This is a genomic window from Paenibacillus pinihumi DSM 23905 = JCM 16419, assembly GCF_000422505.1.
Classification (GTDB): domain Bacteria; phylum Bacillota; class Bacilli; order Paenibacillales; family Paenibacillaceae; genus Paenibacillus_D; species Paenibacillus_D pinihumi.
The window spans coordinates 561,528-576,333 of sequence record NZ_KE383864.1 but is presented as its reverse complement, the minus strand read 5'-3'; the positions used below and the strand labels follow the sequence as shown (position 1 = coordinate 576,333).

Annotated in this window: 17 protein-coding genes; 15 read left to right on the top strand and 2 right to left on the bottom strand. The window is 53.7% G+C overall.

Going from position 1 to position 14,806, the window contains the following annotated elements; all coding sequences use genetic code 11:
• The first annotated feature begins 13 nt into the window (after positions 1-13).
• The 4 genes from H583_RS0116780 (at position 14) to coaD (ending at position 2,661) form a co-directional block, all read left to right on the top strand.
• A complete protein-coding gene (locus H583_RS0116780) occupies positions 14-364 on the top strand; it encodes a LytTR family DNA-binding domain-containing protein (protein WP_028561481.1) in 351 nt (116 codons plus the stop codon).
• Positions 365-482: 118 nt separating this feature from the next.
• On the top strand, positions 483-1,232 hold the full coding sequence (locus tag H583_RS33230; protein WP_081667289.1) for an N-acetylmuramoyl-L-alanine amidase: 750 nt from the start codon (positions 483-485) through the stop codon (positions 1,230-1,232).
• Between the two features lie 344 nt (positions 1,233-1,576).
• Positions 1,577-2,155: a 16S rRNA (guanine(966)-N(2))-methyltransferase RsmD gene (gene rsmD / locus H583_RS0116770; RefSeq protein ID WP_028561480.1), complete on the top strand. Its 579-nt coding sequence runs from the start codon at positions 1,577-1,579 to the stop codon at positions 2,153-2,155.
• Positions 2,156-2,157: 2 nt separating this feature from the next.
• Entirely contained in the window at positions 2,158-2,661 is a 504-nt protein-coding gene (gene coaD / locus H583_RS0116765) for a pantetheine-phosphate adenylyltransferase (RefSeq protein WP_028561479.1), read from the top strand.
• Positions 2,662-2,757: 96 nt separating this feature from the next.
• Here coaD and H583_RS33225 read toward each other — a convergent pair whose 3' ends face one another.
• Complete coding sequence (locus H583_RS33225; protein WP_051236544.1) at positions 2,758-3,975, bottom strand: nucleoside recognition domain-containing protein; 1,218 nt, start codon at positions 3,973-3,975, stop codon at positions 2,758-2,760.
• 103 nt (positions 3,976-4,078) lie between these two features.
• Between H583_RS33225 and H583_RS0116755 the strand changes: the two genes are divergently transcribed.
• Positions 4,079-5,116 (top strand): YlbL family protein, encoded by a 1,038-nt coding sequence (locus H583_RS0116755; protein WP_051236542.1) that lies wholly within the window; start codon positions 4,079-4,081, stop codon positions 5,114-5,116.
• A 17-nt stretch (positions 5,117-5,133) separates the two neighbouring features.
• On the opposite strand, the gene H583_RS0116750 is transcribed toward H583_RS0116755, so the two are convergent.
• Positions 5,134-6,375 carry a nucleotidyltransferase gene (locus tag H583_RS0116750; RefSeq protein ID WP_028561477.1) on the bottom strand — a complete coding sequence of 414 codons (1,242 nt, stop codon included), beginning with the start codon at positions 6,373-6,375 and terminating at the stop codon, positions 5,134-5,136.
• Between the two features lie 159 nt (positions 6,376-6,534).
• On the opposite strand from H583_RS0116750, the gene H583_RS0116745 reads away from it, so the two are divergent.
• The 10 genes from H583_RS0116745 (at position 6,535) to rnc (ending at position 14,551) form a co-directional block, all read left to right on the top strand.
• Positions 6,535-7,044, top strand: coding sequence for a YceD family protein (locus tag H583_RS0116745; protein ID WP_028561476.1), 510 nt, complete (start codon positions 6,535-6,537; stop codon positions 7,042-7,044).
• 33 nt (positions 7,045-7,077) lie between these two features.
• A complete protein-coding gene (gene rpmF, locus H583_RS0116740; RefSeq protein ID WP_028561475.1) occupies positions 7,078-7,251 on the top strand; it encodes a 50S ribosomal protein L32 in 174 nt (57 codons plus the stop codon).
• Between the two features lie 365 nt (positions 7,252-7,616).
• Positions 7,617-8,213 carry a transcription factor FapR gene (gene fapR / locus H583_RS0116735; RefSeq protein WP_028561474.1) on the top strand — a complete coding sequence of 199 codons (597 nt, stop codon included), beginning with the start codon at positions 7,617-7,619 and terminating at the stop codon, positions 8,211-8,213.
• The gene (gene plsX, locus H583_RS0116730) at positions 8,197-9,186 is read left to right on the top strand and encodes a phosphate acyltransferase PlsX (RefSeq protein WP_028561473.1); all 990 of its coding nucleotides are present in this window, start codon (positions 8,197-8,199) and stop codon (positions 9,184-9,186) included. Before fapR ends, plsX begins: the two co-directional genes overlap by 17 nt.
• An 11-nt stretch (positions 9,187-9,197) precedes the next feature.
• Positions 9,198-10,181 carry a beta-ketoacyl-ACP synthase III gene (locus H583_RS0116725; RefSeq protein ID WP_028561472.1) on the top strand — a complete coding sequence of 328 codons (984 nt, stop codon included), beginning with the start codon at positions 9,198-9,200 and terminating at the stop codon, positions 10,179-10,181.
• 30 nt (positions 10,182-10,211) lie between these two features.
• Positions 10,212-11,144 (top strand): ACP S-malonyltransferase, encoded by a 933-nt coding sequence (gene fabD, locus H583_RS0116720; RefSeq protein WP_028561471.1) that lies wholly within the window; start codon positions 10,212-10,214, stop codon positions 11,142-11,144.
• 76 nt (positions 11,145-11,220) lie between these two features.
• Positions 11,221-11,973 (top strand): 3-oxoacyl-[acyl-carrier-protein] reductase, encoded by a 753-nt coding sequence (fabG, locus tag H583_RS0116715; RefSeq protein WP_028561470.1) that lies wholly within the window; start codon positions 11,221-11,223, stop codon positions 11,971-11,973.
• A 73-nt stretch (positions 11,974-12,046) separates the two neighbouring features.
• Positions 12,047-12,280, top strand: a complete 234-nt coding sequence (acpP, locus tag H583_RS0116710; protein ID WP_028561469.1) for an acyl carrier protein — start codon at positions 12,047-12,049, stop codon at positions 12,278-12,280.
• A 335-nt stretch (positions 12,281-12,615) separates the two neighbouring features.
• Complete coding sequence (gene fabF, locus H583_RS0116705; RefSeq protein ID WP_028561468.1) at positions 12,616-13,857, top strand: beta-ketoacyl-ACP synthase II; 1,242 nt, start codon at positions 12,616-12,618, stop codon at positions 13,855-13,857.
• Positions 13,847-14,551, top strand: a complete 705-nt coding sequence (gene rnc, locus H583_RS0116700; protein ID WP_028561467.1) for a ribonuclease III — start codon at positions 13,847-13,849, stop codon at positions 14,549-14,551. The genes fabF and rnc overlap by 11 nt, the downstream gene beginning before the upstream one ends.
• Positions 14,552-14,806 lie beyond the last annotated feature (255 nt).

Here is a 14,806-nt window from a genome sequence, read left to right as displayed (position 1 = left end):
TTGGAGTGAAAAAATGTACCTGGCAGTAACCAAAGAAAAGGAAGGCCATGGTCTGGAAAACATTCATATTGACGAGGTGCTGTTCCTGGAAACATTGCAAAACCGGATACTTGTGCATACGACAGATTCGGTTTACTATGTGGCAAACACACTCGAGCGATGGTTGAATGCCTTCCAGGCCAAGGGGCAGTATTTCGAGCTTGTCGATCGGTCGTATATAGCCGATCTCTCCAAGGTTAAACGGCTGGACCCGACATGGTGCCGGCTATACTTTCACGATGATCCGTCCGTGAGCGGCAAGCCCTGTAATGTCGCACGGAGCAACTACCGGATTATAGCTAAAAAAATCAAAGATTTAAAGTAGCCCCGTGCATCCCTGCACGGGGCTTGGTGTGTAGATGACCAAATCCCGTTTTCCCCTGGTACGAGCCGCGTTAAGGAAGCGCTGCACGGAATAAACTGTTGAAAAGGAGTGATGCGGCATGAGAATTGCCATCGATGCCGGACACGGGCCGGAGACAGCGGGGAAGCGTACACCTGACGGTACGCTCCGCGAGTTTCATTTCAATAGTAAGGTGGCTGCCTACGCGCGCAGCGGCTTTGAGAAATATGAGGCGGTAGATATAAAGTTCGTACATGCCGAAGACGGAAGCCGGGACGTACCGCTTAAGGAGCGTACAGACAAGGCAAATGCATGGGGAGCGGGTGTCTATATTTCTATTCATGCCAATGCGCACGGAAACGGCTGGAATCAGGCAGAAGGAATCGAGACGTATGTGCATACCCGCCCGTCAACGGGTTCCTTGAGGCTGGCTGAAGCGGTGCATCGTCAATTAATCAGACAAACGGGCCGGAGAGACCGCGGGGTGAAAACGGCTAATTTTCAGGTGCTGCGAGAGACGAAGATGCCGTCCATATTGGTGGAATGCGGCTTTATGACGAACCGGGAAGAGGCGGGGCTGTTAAAATCGGACAGCTATAGAAGACAATGCGCAGCGGCAATCGTTGCCGGGACGGCAGAGGTGTACGGTCTGAAGCTGAAGCCGGGAGGAGGAGAGGGCGTGAGCGGATTCAAGGATGTGCCCAAAGACCACTGGGCTGCTGGGGCAATTAAGAAGGCAGTGGAAGCAGGAATTATGAACGGGATATCTAATGAACAATTCGGGCTGGGACAGCCTGTGACGAGAGAACAGCTGGCGGTTATTTTGGACCGTTTGGGGCTGCTCAAATAAAAGCGACCATCCCCGCAAAGGGATGGTCAATATGGGAGAGGAGAAACCGGACGAAGAGCTTATGGGGAAACGTAAGTCTTCTCCGCGGTTGTCTTACGGCACCTTGCGAGTGCCATACTTACATGATGTCCGCCCGCAGGGAATAATATACACGGGTGCCAAACAAATTTTTGGCGCTTCATATCCTTTTTCAACTTGAATAAATTGTGGTACGATAGCAGAAGTTAAAGCGCCTCCCGGCTCGGGATGCGCTGGCCGGAACTGCCGTAGATCGAAGGATCAGTGAGAGTTGAACCTTAATCGGCTGCTTGAGTCCGGCCCAACAATGGAAGGAGAAAGCAGCATTGAGAGTGATCGCAGGCGAAGCAAAGGGAAGGCCGCTCAAGGCCGTGCCCGGCAGTCAGACAAGACCGACCACCGACAAGGTGAAGGAAGCGGTATTCAGCATGATCGGTCCTTTTTTTGACGGGGGATGGGCGCTTGATTTGTTCGCGGGAACCGGAGGACTCGGGATTGAGGCGATCAGCCGGGGAATGGAGCGGGCCGTCTTTGTTGATTTGGAAAGACAAAGTATCGACATTATCCGCAAAAATGTGGCAGCAGCCAACATGGAAGACCGTGCGGAGATTTATAAAAATGATGCAAGGCGGGCTATCAAACTGTTGGAAAAGCGCAATCTGGCATTTCGGCTGGTCTTTCTGGATCCGCCTTACCGGATGAAGGATGCCGATGCTATAATGGACGAGCTGGCAGTCAAGGGGCTTGTCGAACCTGATGCCATTGTAATGGTGGAGCATGAGTCCGGCCATCATTACTCGGAGCAGACCGGTGCATACATACAGCTTAAACGGGCGGTGTACGGAGAAATCGCGGTTTCTATTTACCGTTACCAGCCCGATGATCAAGACACAGGAGGGGCATGAACATGCCATACGGACAACATGTAGAAAAAATCGCAGTATACCCGGGCAGTTTTGATCCGGTTACACTGGGCCATTTGGATATTATTCAGCGGGCAGCAAAGCAATTTGACCGGCTGGTTGTAGCTGTATTGAATAATACAAGCAAAAATCCGCTGTTTTCGATTGAGGAACGGAAGGAGCTGCTCAGGCTGGCGACCAGCCATCTGCCAAACGTAGAGGTGGACAGCTTCCGCGATTTGCTCGTCCGGTATATGGGCTCGAAAAATGCCCAGGTCATTGTCCGGGGCATTCGCTCGGTTACGGATTTCGAGTATGAGCTGCAGCTTGCTTCAACCAATCAGCATCTGGATGACAGCATTGAGACGATCTTCATGATGACGAATCCAAAATATTCTTACTTAAGCTCCAGCATTGTGAAGGAAATCGCCCAATTCGGCGGTGACATTCATGATCTGGTGCCCCATGAGGTCGAGCAGGCGCTCAGAGTCAAGTTCAGCCACTCGTAAATGACGCCGGCAAGCCGATTTCATGTTTAAAAAGCTGCTCCAAGGTTATCCGCCGGATAATCCTGAGAGCAGCTTTATTGGTACCGTCTTAGCAAATTAGCCGGTTTTTCCCGGACGTTTGCCGAAGCTCCATACGAAATAGGAGATGATGACAAGGGCCATCATGGAAGCGCCAAGAATACCGATTACAATCGGAATGTGCTGCCATAGCGACGGCAGATCCCGGACGGAAATTGAAAATGGAAGCAGGGTCAGGCCACTGTCAAATGGTGTAGAGAAGGCTTCCTCGTGAAAGCCGGAAGCTGAGTTTTGAAGCCAATAGTGAAAAGGTTTCCACAGCAGCAGCGTCAGCCCGAAGGCGAGCAGGGCATGAAGCAGCTTGGCCAGCAGGAAGGGCAGAAATTTCAAGTCTGAGCCGGAAATAACGCTGCGTACCTGCAGCAGCCCGCTTAAGCCTCCCCAGCATAGGACGGCAGAGATCAGGGCGATACAGATCGGCAGTCCCAGCTCGGATTGCAGCAGGCTCGCGGAATAAGCGCCGAGATGGCTTTCGTAGATGCCGGTGAACGCCAAGATTGACAAGCTTTCGGGGAGTGAAGCGGCGAGCAGGCGGGCGAGCAGTGCACAGAAGATGATGAAGCCCCCTACGAGCATTAGCTTCTGAATGCCTGTCGACACTGAATCTCCGAGCACCTTGCCGAAGCTTCGGCCATCCTCGCGATGTCCCTGCATGAGGGCCTTGCCGGCCTTCTGGAGTGTGTTGTAGGCTCCGGACTCGGCTTTGCTGTTCCGATCATCCTGTTCCCTGGTTCCAAGAGGAAGCAGGCGCAGCAGCACTCCATTCATAATGCCGGACAGCCATACGGCAAGAGCGATGAAGGCGCCGAGATACGGATGATGAAAAAAGCCTGCCCCGATTACAATGAACATAAACATCGGATTGGGCATATAAGAAACAGCCAGCAGCCATTGTCCTTCCCGGCGGCTGACGGCCTGCTGTTTGCGGAGAGAGGCGGTGGCTTCCGCTCCGGCAGTATAGCCCGCGGTCCAGCCGAGTGCAACCGGCCAGGCAGCGGTTCCGGGCATGCCCGCGCCGCGGCGCATAACCGGATCAAGCAGCGAGCTGAGCGCATGAACGGCGCCAAAGGCAAGCATCAGCTCAGACAGCACAAGGAAGGGCAGCAAGCCGGGAAACACAATATTCCACCAGACAGACAAGCCTTGGAGAGCAGCCTGGAAGGCCTCATTCGGCTGTCTGACAATCGAGGTAACAAGCCACAGCGAAATAACGCCTAGTACGATGGTTCTCAGCATAATGCTCCGACGCCTCCTTGATGCTCTGAATAAACGGGACAGACATTACAATGTACGCGGGGAGGGCAGAGCTTAGACCACTGCTTATCCAAAGGAGGCCAAAATGTCGAATACACCCAAAAGCGCAGTTGCGGGCATTATCCGGCCTGCGCTGGCTGCGGCGCTGATTATGATTGTGCTGCTATACATCCCGACTCCTTATGCGGCATATGAACCGGGAATTGTAGAGCCTGTCACGCCGATGGTAAAGGTGGTTGCAGGGGACCCGCCGGGCAAAGGCGTTTTTATGCTAACAACGGTCAAGATGACGTATGCCAATTACTGGGCCGTTATGCGGTCGTTCTGGGATCATGATCTGGAGCTGCTGCGCAAAAAGGATATGCTCGGGGACAAGAGTGAATCAGAATATGCCGCGCGGCTCTTATATATCATGCAGAATTCACAGAGCAATGCCATTGAGGCGGCGTACCGGGAAGCAGGCATTCCCTATGAAATCGTGACCCGTGAACTTGCTGTCACGGATGTGGCACAGGATCAGGGAGGATTTCGCCCTGGCGACAGCATCACAGCTGTACAAGGGAAGAAAATAAGTACTGCCCAGTCCCTGGCTGCTGTGCTGAAGCAGCAGAAGACGGGGGCGGAACTGGAATGGACGATTGTGCGTCAAGGGAAGGAACAGACCCTCAAGCTTCCGCTGAAGGCGCTGCCGGAGGATGAATCGGGCCGTGACCTGCCGCAGGCGCTCGGCGGTATTGTACTGGCTGAAATCCGTGATCTTGTGCCGCAGCAGGAGCAGCTCAAGGTTTCCATTGCGGCGGGAGAGATCGGCGGTCCCTCCGCGGGACTAATGTTCGCGCTGCAGACGCTCGACGCGCTGACTGTGGGTGATCTGACAGGCGGCCTGCGCATCGCCGGGACAGGAACGATTAGGCCGGATGGCAAAGTCGGAGAGATCGGCGGAGTCGCCTTCAAGGTCACAGCCGCCCACAGGAGCGGTGCTGAGCTGTTCCTCGTGCCTCCGGGCAATGAACGGGAGGCCAGGGCGAAGGCTGAGGCGCTGGGAACCCCGATGCGCATTGTTGCGGTATCGACGCTTCATGATGCTGTGGAGCTGCTGCAAAGCGGCCCCATAACCAAATAGAACAGCCAAGCCGCCTGTCAAAGCATGACAGGCGGCTCATAGTAATCGCGGAACAACTGCTGTGGTCCGGCATCCGGGTACGCAAGTTCGTAGACGGCCGAAGCCCGGACATCCAATTCCAGGTAGCGGTGCTGGCCTTGATTGCGGGCAGCGCTCAGCAGGACGGGAACGCTTGCGGTCTTCTTCATCTGCTTCAGCAGCTTCCGGCCTTTGGCGGAGAAGCCAAGCACCCGGATATAGTCGACGCCGGATGTGAGAAGCTCCGGCGCAAGCTGTTCTCTCTGATGATTAAGCAGCACGGAGAGCAGTACGCGTTGAAGCTTTGTACGGGTATAGCGGCGTGTCTTTACTGCTGTAATCAGTGCTTCAAAGCTTGGCTTCTCAATCGCAGGCAGTGCTTGAAGCAACCGGTGCTCGAGTCCCTCGCTCATCTCGTAATAGCTGCGAAGCTGCCCTGCAGAATGTGACAAGAGCTGGTGCAGCAGCTTCGGATAGAAGTTGTCCCAGCTTAGCGGCTCCCGGCCGGCTGCCAATTCACGGCTGATAATGTCAGCGGTGGAGCGGGGAATTACCCCGGCGATTTGCTCCAGTCCTCCGCCCCCTGAGATCACGCTGCGGATCGCGGTGGCGCTGGCAATATGCCTGTCGGTAATCGTGCTTTGATTATACTCTGCCTTCTCGCGTATAATGGTGTAGGGCTCAATAGAGCTGCCAATCCGCTCCAGAGCGAGCAGATAATGAAGTCCGAGCGTATTGTTGGGACGGGCGAGCGGCAGGCTTGCCGCTTGCCGTTCCCCGATTGTCTCCATATATTGTCTTACAGCATGGCTGTAGGCCGATGGATAGCTTGCGCCGCGGCCAAGCTCCTCGCGGAGCATGAGCCGGAACGCCTCAGGCTCACGGGCAAGGCAGGAAGCTATGGCGCGCAGGCTGTGCAGATCACCGTCCTCGCTGCCAAAGCACAGCGCATTGACTATGCCTGTTGCCTGCAGTATGGACACAGCGCCGTAGGCGAACCATTCAGCCGCCTGCGTAGAATATGCGACCGGCAGCTCGATGACCAGGTCGCAGCCGCCTGCGAGCGCCATCTCGGTCCGTGCCCGCTTGCTGAACATTGCCGGCTCGCCGCGCTGCAGGAAGCTGCCGCTCATGACAGCAACGACAGCGTCGGCACCGGTAATGGACACCGATTGCTGCAAATGATAGAGATGTCCGTTGTGAAACGGATTGTATTCAACAATGACACCAACGGAGCGCATGAAGTCTTTCCCCCAAGCTGAATTTGATTTTCCTAAAATATAGCATGTTCGGGGCGGAAGAGGCGAATTCGGGCAATTTTACCGTTTTGTTCGGTGTGAAATGTTGACAAAATAGCGGGCGGGTCGATATAATAATCTTTGTTTGTTTGGAGTGATCTTATGCTGTTCAAAATGCAGGATGTGTTAACTAAGGGGATTAAGGTCCCGTTTCATACGTCAATGAATGTCGATGAGCTTTTACGAAACAACAAGGATGTCAGGAAGGCAAGTCCTGTCACCGTTGAGCTTTCAGCCCATGCCGAGGACAAGGTTGTCGTCGTGGAAGGGAATTTGGAGCTGGATGTCGAGCTTTCCTGTTCGCGGTGCCTGGAGTCCGCCGGGGAGCATCTGTCGATTCCTTTTTACGAGAAGTTCCAGACGTTGGCAGCCTATGAAGAAGGGCCTGAGAATGAGGATATTATCCCTGTACAAGAAGACAAGCTTGATTTGACGCCATATGTCGAGGAATCTGTGTTGCTCTATATGCCTTTTGTGCCGCTCTGCAAGGAGGACTGCAAGGGGCTTTGTCCGCAATGCGGGGGCAACAGGAACGAGAAAGACTGCGGTTGTTCGAATGAAGCGATTGATCCGCGGTTTGCCGCGCTAAAGGATCTGTTCAAGGATCAATAGCCGGCTGCAATTTTTGTGAAGGAGGTGGGAAAGATGGCAGTACCACAAAGAAGAACATCCAAAACTCGCCGTGACAAACGCCGTACGCATTTCAAATTGGCTGTACCGGGTATGGTTAAATGCGACCAGTGCGGAGAGTTGAAATTGTCTCACCGTGTATGTAAAGTATGCGGAACGTATAAATCCAGAGAAATTATCAAGCAGTAATTGACACGAATAAAGTAGTACTTCATCCATGGTGAGGTGCTATTTTTTTGTCCGCATGATGCCCTGGCCCGCCTTGTCAGAGCGCTTGTGGGCAAGCTTTCCCTGCGGCGGGCATTGCTTCCTGCCGCATTTTTCTTTATACTAAATTAGTACCAGGTGATAACAGCTGATAAACATGCGCCTATAATTTGAAAAGACAGACAAGACCCGTGGCTCGAATCCGGCCTTGTCTGCCGCTTCCTGTATACAGGCGCCAAAGTCCCCGAGGGGGTTCTTCATGCTGCCTGAATCCAGGAATGCAGCGTTGAATATCAGGGTGATTCACTTACTATAATCGTATAAAGGTGGTGCGGACAATCGAGCGTCTGCCCAAGCGTCAACGGCAGCAGCAGCTCTCCAGACTGATCGAAGACAATCCGTTTATGACGGACAGGGAGCTGAACCGGCTGCTTAAGGTTAGTATACAAACAATAAGACTGGACCGTCTGGAGCTAGGGATTCCCGAACTGAGAGAACGGGTCAAACTAATGGCTGAACGCTCCTATGATTCGGTCCGGTCATTGCCTCTGCATGAGGTGATAGGGGACATTATAGATCTGCAGCTTGATAAGAGCGGAATCTCGATCTTTGAAATCCGAGAGGAGCATGTATTCTCCCGGACAGGCATCGCTCGCGGACATCATGTATTTGCACAAGCCAATTCGCTTGCGGTAGCTGTTATTAACGACGAGATCGCACTGACAGCGTCTGCGGACATCCGGTTCGTCCGGTCGGTCGCACTCGGTGAGAAATGTATAGCAAAGGCTTACGTCAGCTCCATATCAGGGGGAAGCAGCAAAGCCAAGGTGGATGTGTTTACGTACGTCGGCGAGGAAATGGTGTTTCAAGGACATTTTGTCATCTATCGATCCGCAGGGGACGAGAAACTCGAAGGAGGAGACGAACATGCGGATCGCAATTGATGCAATGGGCGGCGATAATGCTCCGTCGGCCCTTGTAGAAGGAGCGTTGAAGGCAGCGCAGGAATGGACGGATACGCATATTGTACTGGTTGGCGACGCGGCAGTCATTGAACCGCTGCTTGCAAGCGGCAAGCCCGCCAATTTGGAGGTTCGGCACGCTTCCGAGAAGATTGAAGGGGATGAGGAGCCGGTAAAGGCGATTCGCCGCAAGAAGGATTCATCCATGGCGGTAGCAGGCCGGCTGGTACGGGAGGGCGAGGCGGACGCCATGATTTCGGCGGGCAATACCGGTGCGCTTATGGCAGCAGGTTTGCTGGTTGTCGGGCGCATTGATGGTATTGAGCGCCCTGCGCTGGCGCCGATGATGCCAACCAAGGATGACGTGGGCGTGCTGGCGCTTGATCTGGGAGCGAATATGGATGCCAAGCCGGAGCACCTGTTTCAATATGCGCTAATGGGGAGCATTTACAGGGAGAAGGTTCACGGGATGAAAAATCCGCGTGTCGGACTGCTCAATGTCGGTACGGAAGCCAGAAAAGGCAATGAGCTGACGAAGGCGGCCTTTGATCTGATCGAGCAATCCTCACTGAATTTTGTCGGCAACGTCGAGGCGCGGGATGTGCTCGACCGCAACTGCGATATTCTCGTTTGTGACGGCTTTGTCGGAAACATTATGCTGAAATCGATGGAAGGAACGGCGGGCTTCCTGCTGAAAACGCTCAAGGAAGAATTCAGCCGCTCATTGCTGACCAAGATTGCAGCTGCTATCATGATGCCCGGCTTGAAGGGCCTCAGAAGGAAGATGGACTATAAAGAGCATGGCGCCGCTCCGCTTCTTGGCGTCAACGGACTTATTATGAAATGTCACGGATCATCAGACGATATGGCAGTGAAGAATGCGGTGCGCCAGGCCCGTATTGCGCTGCAGGGCAATCTTATTACATCCATTACGTCGGAAATAAGCGGGAAGTGAGTGTGACCCCTATGAATTTGCACGCTGTCGGAATTATTGGAACCGGAAAATACGTTCCTGAACGCATTTTGTCCAATCAGGAACTGGAACAAATGGTGGAGACGAGCGACGAGTGGATTGTCACGCGAACAGGCATCCGCGAGCGCCGGATTGCAGCCCCGGAGCAGGCAACCTCTGATCTGGCTTACGAAGCATCGCTCGGGGCACTACAGGCAGCGGGAATCTCAGCGGAAGATTTGGATCTGATTATTGTCGCGACAATTACACCGGACACTTCCTTCCCGTCAACAGCCTGCCTCCTGCAGGATAAACTCGGCGCAAGCAAGGCAGCAGCCTTCGATCTGTCTGCTGCATGCTCCGGCTTTATCTATGGACTGGCTACGGCGTCGGGGATGATCGCTTCCGGCATGTACAAGCATGTGCTGGTCGTTGGCGCAGAATGCCTTTCCCGCATTACGGATTATACCGACCGCAACACCTGCATCCTATTCGGAGACGGTGCGGGAGCGGTCGTGCTGGGACGTGTGCCTGAAGGGCGCGGCTTCCGTTCCTTCCAGCTTGGGGCTGACGGCTCCGGGGGCGAGTTGCTCAAGGTGAGCGGCGGCGGCTCGCGCTTGTCACCGGAAAGCGGTGCGGCTGTGAAAGGGAACTTCATTCAGATGGCGGGCAGCGAGGTATTCAAGTTTGCTGTTCGCATTATGGGCGGAGCAGCCGAGGAAGCGCTGGAGAAGGCGGGGTTGAACAAGGCGGATATCGATCTGCTTATCCCGCATCAGGCCAACATTCGGATTATTCAGTCCGCATTGAACCGGCTGGAACTGCCGGAGGATAAATGCATGATCAATCTGGACAAGTACGGCAATGTGTCTGCGGGCTCTATCCCGATTGCCCTCGCTGAAGCGGTCGAGCAAGGCCGTGTCAAAGAAGGGGACACTCTCGTGCTTGTCGGATTTGGCGGCGGACTTACCTGGGGAGCTTCTACACTTATCTGGTAGGAAGCAATCCAAGACAGGAGGACTACAGCAATGGGTAAAATCGCGTTTGTTTTTCCCGGTCAGGGAGCACAGGCGGTCGGCATGGGCAAGGATTTTTTTGACAAGTATCCGGCTTCCCGCGCAATCATTGAGCGGGCGGATGCAGCGCTGGGCTTTTCGCTTAGCGAGATTATTTTTAACGGACCTGGAGACGAACTCAAGCAGACGGTCAATACGCAGCCTGCGTTGCTTGCAGTAAGTGTAGCTGTGCTTGAAGCGCTCAAGGAGAAAAATATCCTGCCGGACTTCACAGCGGGGCATAGTCTCGGCGAGTACAGTGCACTGGTAGCGTCCGGAGTAATCGGCTTTGAGGATGCTGTGTGCACGGTACGTGCACGCGGCCAGTTAATGGAGCAGGCTGTTCCGGGCGGAGAAGGCGCCATGGCGGCAGTGCTCGGTGCGGAGCGCGAGGCACTGGCAGCACTGTGCCAGGAAATCAGCGCATCTGTTGGCCCGGTTGAGCTGGCGAATGTCAATTGTCCGGGGCAAATCGTTGTCTCTGGTTCATCCGAAGGTGTTAATGAAGTGGTAAGCCGCGGCAAGGAAACCGGAGCAAAGCGCGTGTTGCCGCTGGAAGTAAGCGGCCCATTCCATTCCTCGCTGATGCAGCCTGCGGCTGACGGCCTGGCTGAAGTGTTAAAAGGACTGCCGTTTCAAGATGCCGCAGTTCCTGTAATTTCCAATGTGACTGCACAGCAGACCAATTCTGCAGAGGAAATCCGTTCGCTGCTTGTGCAGCAGGTCGTATCTCCGGTGCTTTGGGAAGACAGCGTCCGGACCATGATTGACCAGGGCGTCGATACCTTCATTGAAATCGGTTCAGGAACCGTACTGGCAGGCTTGATTAAAAAAATCGACAAGTCCGTCTCCATCGTCTCGGTGAACAGCGTTGAAGCGCTGGATAAGTTGAGCAGTGGAGAGTAAACAGGCCGTCAAGCCCTATCATCAGTAGGTAATTTGGTCTATGATTCTATATCAATAGAGCGAGAGGGGAATGTGCATGTTTGGAGATTTGACAGGTAAAAAGGCGCTTGTGACCGGAGCATCCCGCGGCATCGGCCGGGCGATTGCGATTGCCCTGGCTGAAGGCGGAGCTGACGTGGCCGTCAACTATTCCGGCAGTGAATCAGCTGCAGCAGAAACTGCAGCAGCAATTGAAGCGCTGGGCCGCCGCGCACTGGTCATCCGGGCTAATGTCGGGAAATCGGCAGAATTCGATGCGATGGTATCCCAAGTAATTGGCGAATGGGGCACGATCGACATTCTTGTCAACAATGCCGGCATTACAAGGGACAACCTCATTATGCGCATGAAGGAAGAGGAATTTGATGAGGTTATCGAGACGAATCTTAAGGGCGTATTCAATGGCATCAAGGCAGTTACTCGCCCGATGATGAAGCAGCGTTCCGGCCGCATCATTAATATTTCTTCCGTTGTGGGCGCGCTCGGCAACCCGGGCCAGGCGAACTATGTTGCTGCCAAAGCCGGTGTCATCGGCCTTACGAAGTCTTCCGCACGTGAATTGGCCTCGCGCGGCATTACAGTGAACTGTATTGCTCCGGGCTTCATTCAGACGGACATGACAGACAAGCTTCCGGAAGACATGAAGGCACAGCTTTCAAGCCAGATTCCGCTCGCGAAGCTGGGCCGCCCGGAGGATATTGCCTCGGCTGTAAGATTCGTTGCATCCGATGCATCGTCTTACATGACTGGCCAGACGCTGCATGTCGACGGCGGAATGTACATGGGCTAGTTATTGCCCTTGTTTTTGGACTATGGCATTTTGTCCTTGATTCTCGTATAATACCAAAAGGAGGTGAACATAGATGTCAGACGTAGTGGAACGTGTAAAACGCATCGTCGTTGACCGCCTTGGCGTTGACGAAGCTGAAGTATCGCTGGAAGCATCTTTCAAGGATGATCTTGGCGCTGATTCTCTCGATGTCGTTGAATTGGTCATGGAATTGGAAGACGAGTTCGACTTGGAGATCTCTGATGAAGATGCAGAGAAAATCACCACTGTGGGAGAAGTAGTCAATTACATACAATCTCATACGTAAGGTTTTACAAAGTCCCGTTAACATAACGGGACTTCTCTCCATTCCAAGCATTTAAAAAGTATTGCCGAATAATTAGGATGAAATAGATGACTAAAGATTGTATGTACTGAATTTTAGAAGCAAAATGCCGTGAAAGGCACGGTTATGCCCGAGCAGGCAGCAGATGTTCAAATGGTGGCGAGAAGCATCAAGCCTGATATGAAGGTGCGCTGGACCAAGATCAGAACTTGCTTGCCCAGGAGCCGATAGCCTGTTCACAAGCATAAATGCTGGGTATCAATGAAAAAATGCTGGCATAATGTACTCCATTTTGCTGTCCGTAGAGGTGATTGGGTATGAAGCAAAGAGTTGTAGTTACCGGCATGGGAGTCATGACCTCGCTAGGCCATGACCTGAATGAGTTTTGGGGCAACCTGCTGGAAGGCAAATCAGGAGTTTCCCTGATTGAAGCGTTTGATGTGTCTGCTTATCCGACGCGCATTGCCGCGGAAGTTAAAAATTTTGATCCGGAGAATTTCGGGATTGACAGGAAGGAAGCCCGCCGGATGGACCGCTTTGTGCAGTTCGCCGCTGTGGCCAGCCAGAATGCAATCAAGGATGCAGATCTGAAAATTGGTGAGAATGCTGATGCGGAGCGTGTAGGCATTATGATCGGCTCCGGTATCGGCGGACTCGGTACATGGGAAGATCAGCATAACATCCTGCTGGAAAAAGGACCAAAGCGGGTCAGCCCGTTCTTTATCCCGATGATGATTGCCAATATGGCTACTGGCCAGGTATCGATTCTGACTGGTGCGAAAGGACCGAACAGCGCAACAGTTACCGCCTGTGCAACCGGAACCCACTCGATTGGGGATTCCTACAAAATGATTCAGCGCGGTGAAGCCGACGTAATGATCTGTGGTGGTGCTGAAGCGACGATCCGCCCGACAGGGATAGCAGGCTTCTGCTCCATGAGAGCGATGTCAACCCGCAATGACGAGCCGGAGAAGGCGAGCCGTCCGTTTGATACAGGCCGTGACGGATTCGTGATGGGCGAAGGCTCGGGGATTCTGATTCTGGAATCGCTGGAGCATGCGCAAAAACGCGGCGCCAAAATCTACGCCGAGGTAATTGGCTACGGCATGAGCGGAGACGCTCACCATATGACGGAGCCTGACCCGGATGGAGCGGCCCGCTGCATGGCGCGCGCAATCAAGGATGCGGATATCGCGCCTGAGGATGTGGATTATATTAATGCGCACGGCACTTCGACACCGGTAGGCGATCAGTCGGAAACGAAAGCAGTCAAGAAAGCGTTTGGCGATCATGCCTATAAGCTGGCTGTCAGTTCGACCAAATCGATGACGGGTCATTTGCTTGGCGCGGCAGGCGGAGTGGAAGGTGTCATTCTCGGGCTGACGCTGAAGAATGATGTCATTGCTCCGACGATTAACCTGGATGATCAGGACCCTGAGTGTGATCTGGATTATGTGCCGAATGTTGCCCGCAAGACGACGGTCAAGACCGCAATGTCCAATTCCTTCGGATTCGGGGGGCATAACGCGACGATCATTATGAGGAAGTATGAAGGCTAACCGATTTAACGAGCTCCAGCAAAGGCTGGGGCTGCGTTTTCAGCAATACGGATTGCTGAGACAGGCCTTCACGCATACTTCCTATGTCAATGAACATCGGCACGGTCATGTGGAAGATAACGAAAGGCTTGAATTTTTGGGGGATGCGGTTCTGCAATTGCTCGTGTCCGAGCATTTGTATCTGACCTATCCACAGCGTCCGGAAGGCGAACTGACCCGCATGCGCGCATCGATTGTATGCGAGCCCTCTCTTGCCAGATTTGCAGAGCTTCTGAATTTCGGTTCATATGTTCTGCTTGGCCGGGGAGAGGAGCAGTTGGGAGGCCGGGGAAGACCGGCTCTGCTGGCTGATTTGTTCGAATCTTTTATCGGTGCATTGTATCTGGATCAGGGGTTGGAGCAGGTTCGGCAGTTTTTAACCACCCGTGTATTCCCGCATATCGAGAATGATGGTCCGATGCTGGTGAAGGACTTCAAATCCAAGTTGCAGGAGCGTGTACAGCACAGCTCGCTTGGGACAGTTGAATACCGCGTCGTTGAGGAGCGCGGACCCGCGCATGACCGGGAATTTGTCGTCGAGGTCAGCCTTGGCGAGGAGTGCTGGGGGCGGGGCAGCGGCCGGACGAAGAAGGAAGCGGAGCAGCAGGCAGCCTCGGAGGCCTGGCGCAAGCTTCTCAAGGAGAGCCAGGGGTGAAACGGCGCAAGGGAGAAGCCGGATTCACAGTGAAATCCAAGCTCATATAACCTCATAGGCAAAGGCGTATACGAGTTTGGATTTTTTTGAAGAGTTTAAGAGCGACGATGCTTGCATTTAAAAAAAGTTTGTCTTCCCCGTGCAGCGCGGTTGCCCTTTTGATAGGGATATTCCCCCGCTTACGCACGGCAGGATGGTGCTATATGATGAATGAGGAGGATTTCAACTGCTGAGAGGCATTGGGATTCTCCTTTT

Coding starts and splice junctions, on each gene's coding strand:
- H583_RS0116780 (WP_028561481.1), top strand. CDS start 14: ATGTACCTGGCAGTAACCAAAGAAAAGGAAGGCCATGGTCTGGAAAAC.
- H583_RS33230 (WP_081667289.1), top strand. CDS start 483: ATGAGAATTGCCATCGATGCCGGACACGGGCCGGAGACAGCGGGGAAG.
- coaD (WP_028561479.1), top strand. CDS start 2,158: ATGCCATACGGACAACATGTAGAAAAAATCGCAGTATACCCGGGCAGT.
- H583_RS33225 (WP_051236544.1), bottom strand. CDS start 3,975: ATGCTGAGAACCATCGTACTAGGCGTTATTTCGCTGTGGCTTGTTACC.
- H583_RS0116755 (WP_051236542.1), top strand. CDS start 4,079: ATGTCGAATACACCCAAAAGCGCAGTTGCGGGCATTATCCGGCCTGCG.
- H583_RS0116750 (WP_028561477.1), bottom strand. CDS start 6,375: ATGCGCTCCGTTGGTGTCATTGTTGAATACAATCCGTTTCACAACGGA.
- H583_RS0116745 (WP_028561476.1), top strand. CDS start 6,535: ATGCTGTTCAAAATGCAGGATGTGTTAACTAAGGGGATTAAGGTCCCG.
- rpmF (WP_028561475.1), top strand. CDS start 7,078: ATGGCAGTACCACAAAGAAGAACATCCAAAACTCGCCGTGACAAACGC.
- plsX (WP_028561473.1), top strand. CDS start 8,197: ATGCGGATCGCAATTGATGCAATGGGCGGCGATAATGCTCCGTCGGCC.
- H583_RS0116725 (WP_028561472.1), top strand. CDS start 9,198: ATGAATTTGCACGCTGTCGGAATTATTGGAACCGGAAAATACGTTCCT.
- fabD (WP_028561471.1), top strand. CDS start 10,212: ATGGGTAAAATCGCGTTTGTTTTTCCCGGTCAGGGAGCACAGGCGGTC.
- fabG (WP_028561470.1), top strand. CDS start 11,221: ATGTTTGGAGATTTGACAGGTAAAAAGGCGCTTGTGACCGGAGCATCC.
- acpP (WP_028561469.1), top strand. CDS start 12,047: ATGTCAGACGTAGTGGAACGTGTAAAACGCATCGTCGTTGACCGCCTT.
- fabF (WP_028561468.1), top strand. CDS start 12,616: ATGAAGCAAAGAGTTGTAGTTACCGGCATGGGAGTCATGACCTCGCTA.
- rnc (WP_028561467.1), top strand. CDS start 13,847: ATGAAGGCTAACCGATTTAACGAGCTCCAGCAAAGGCTGGGGCTGCGT.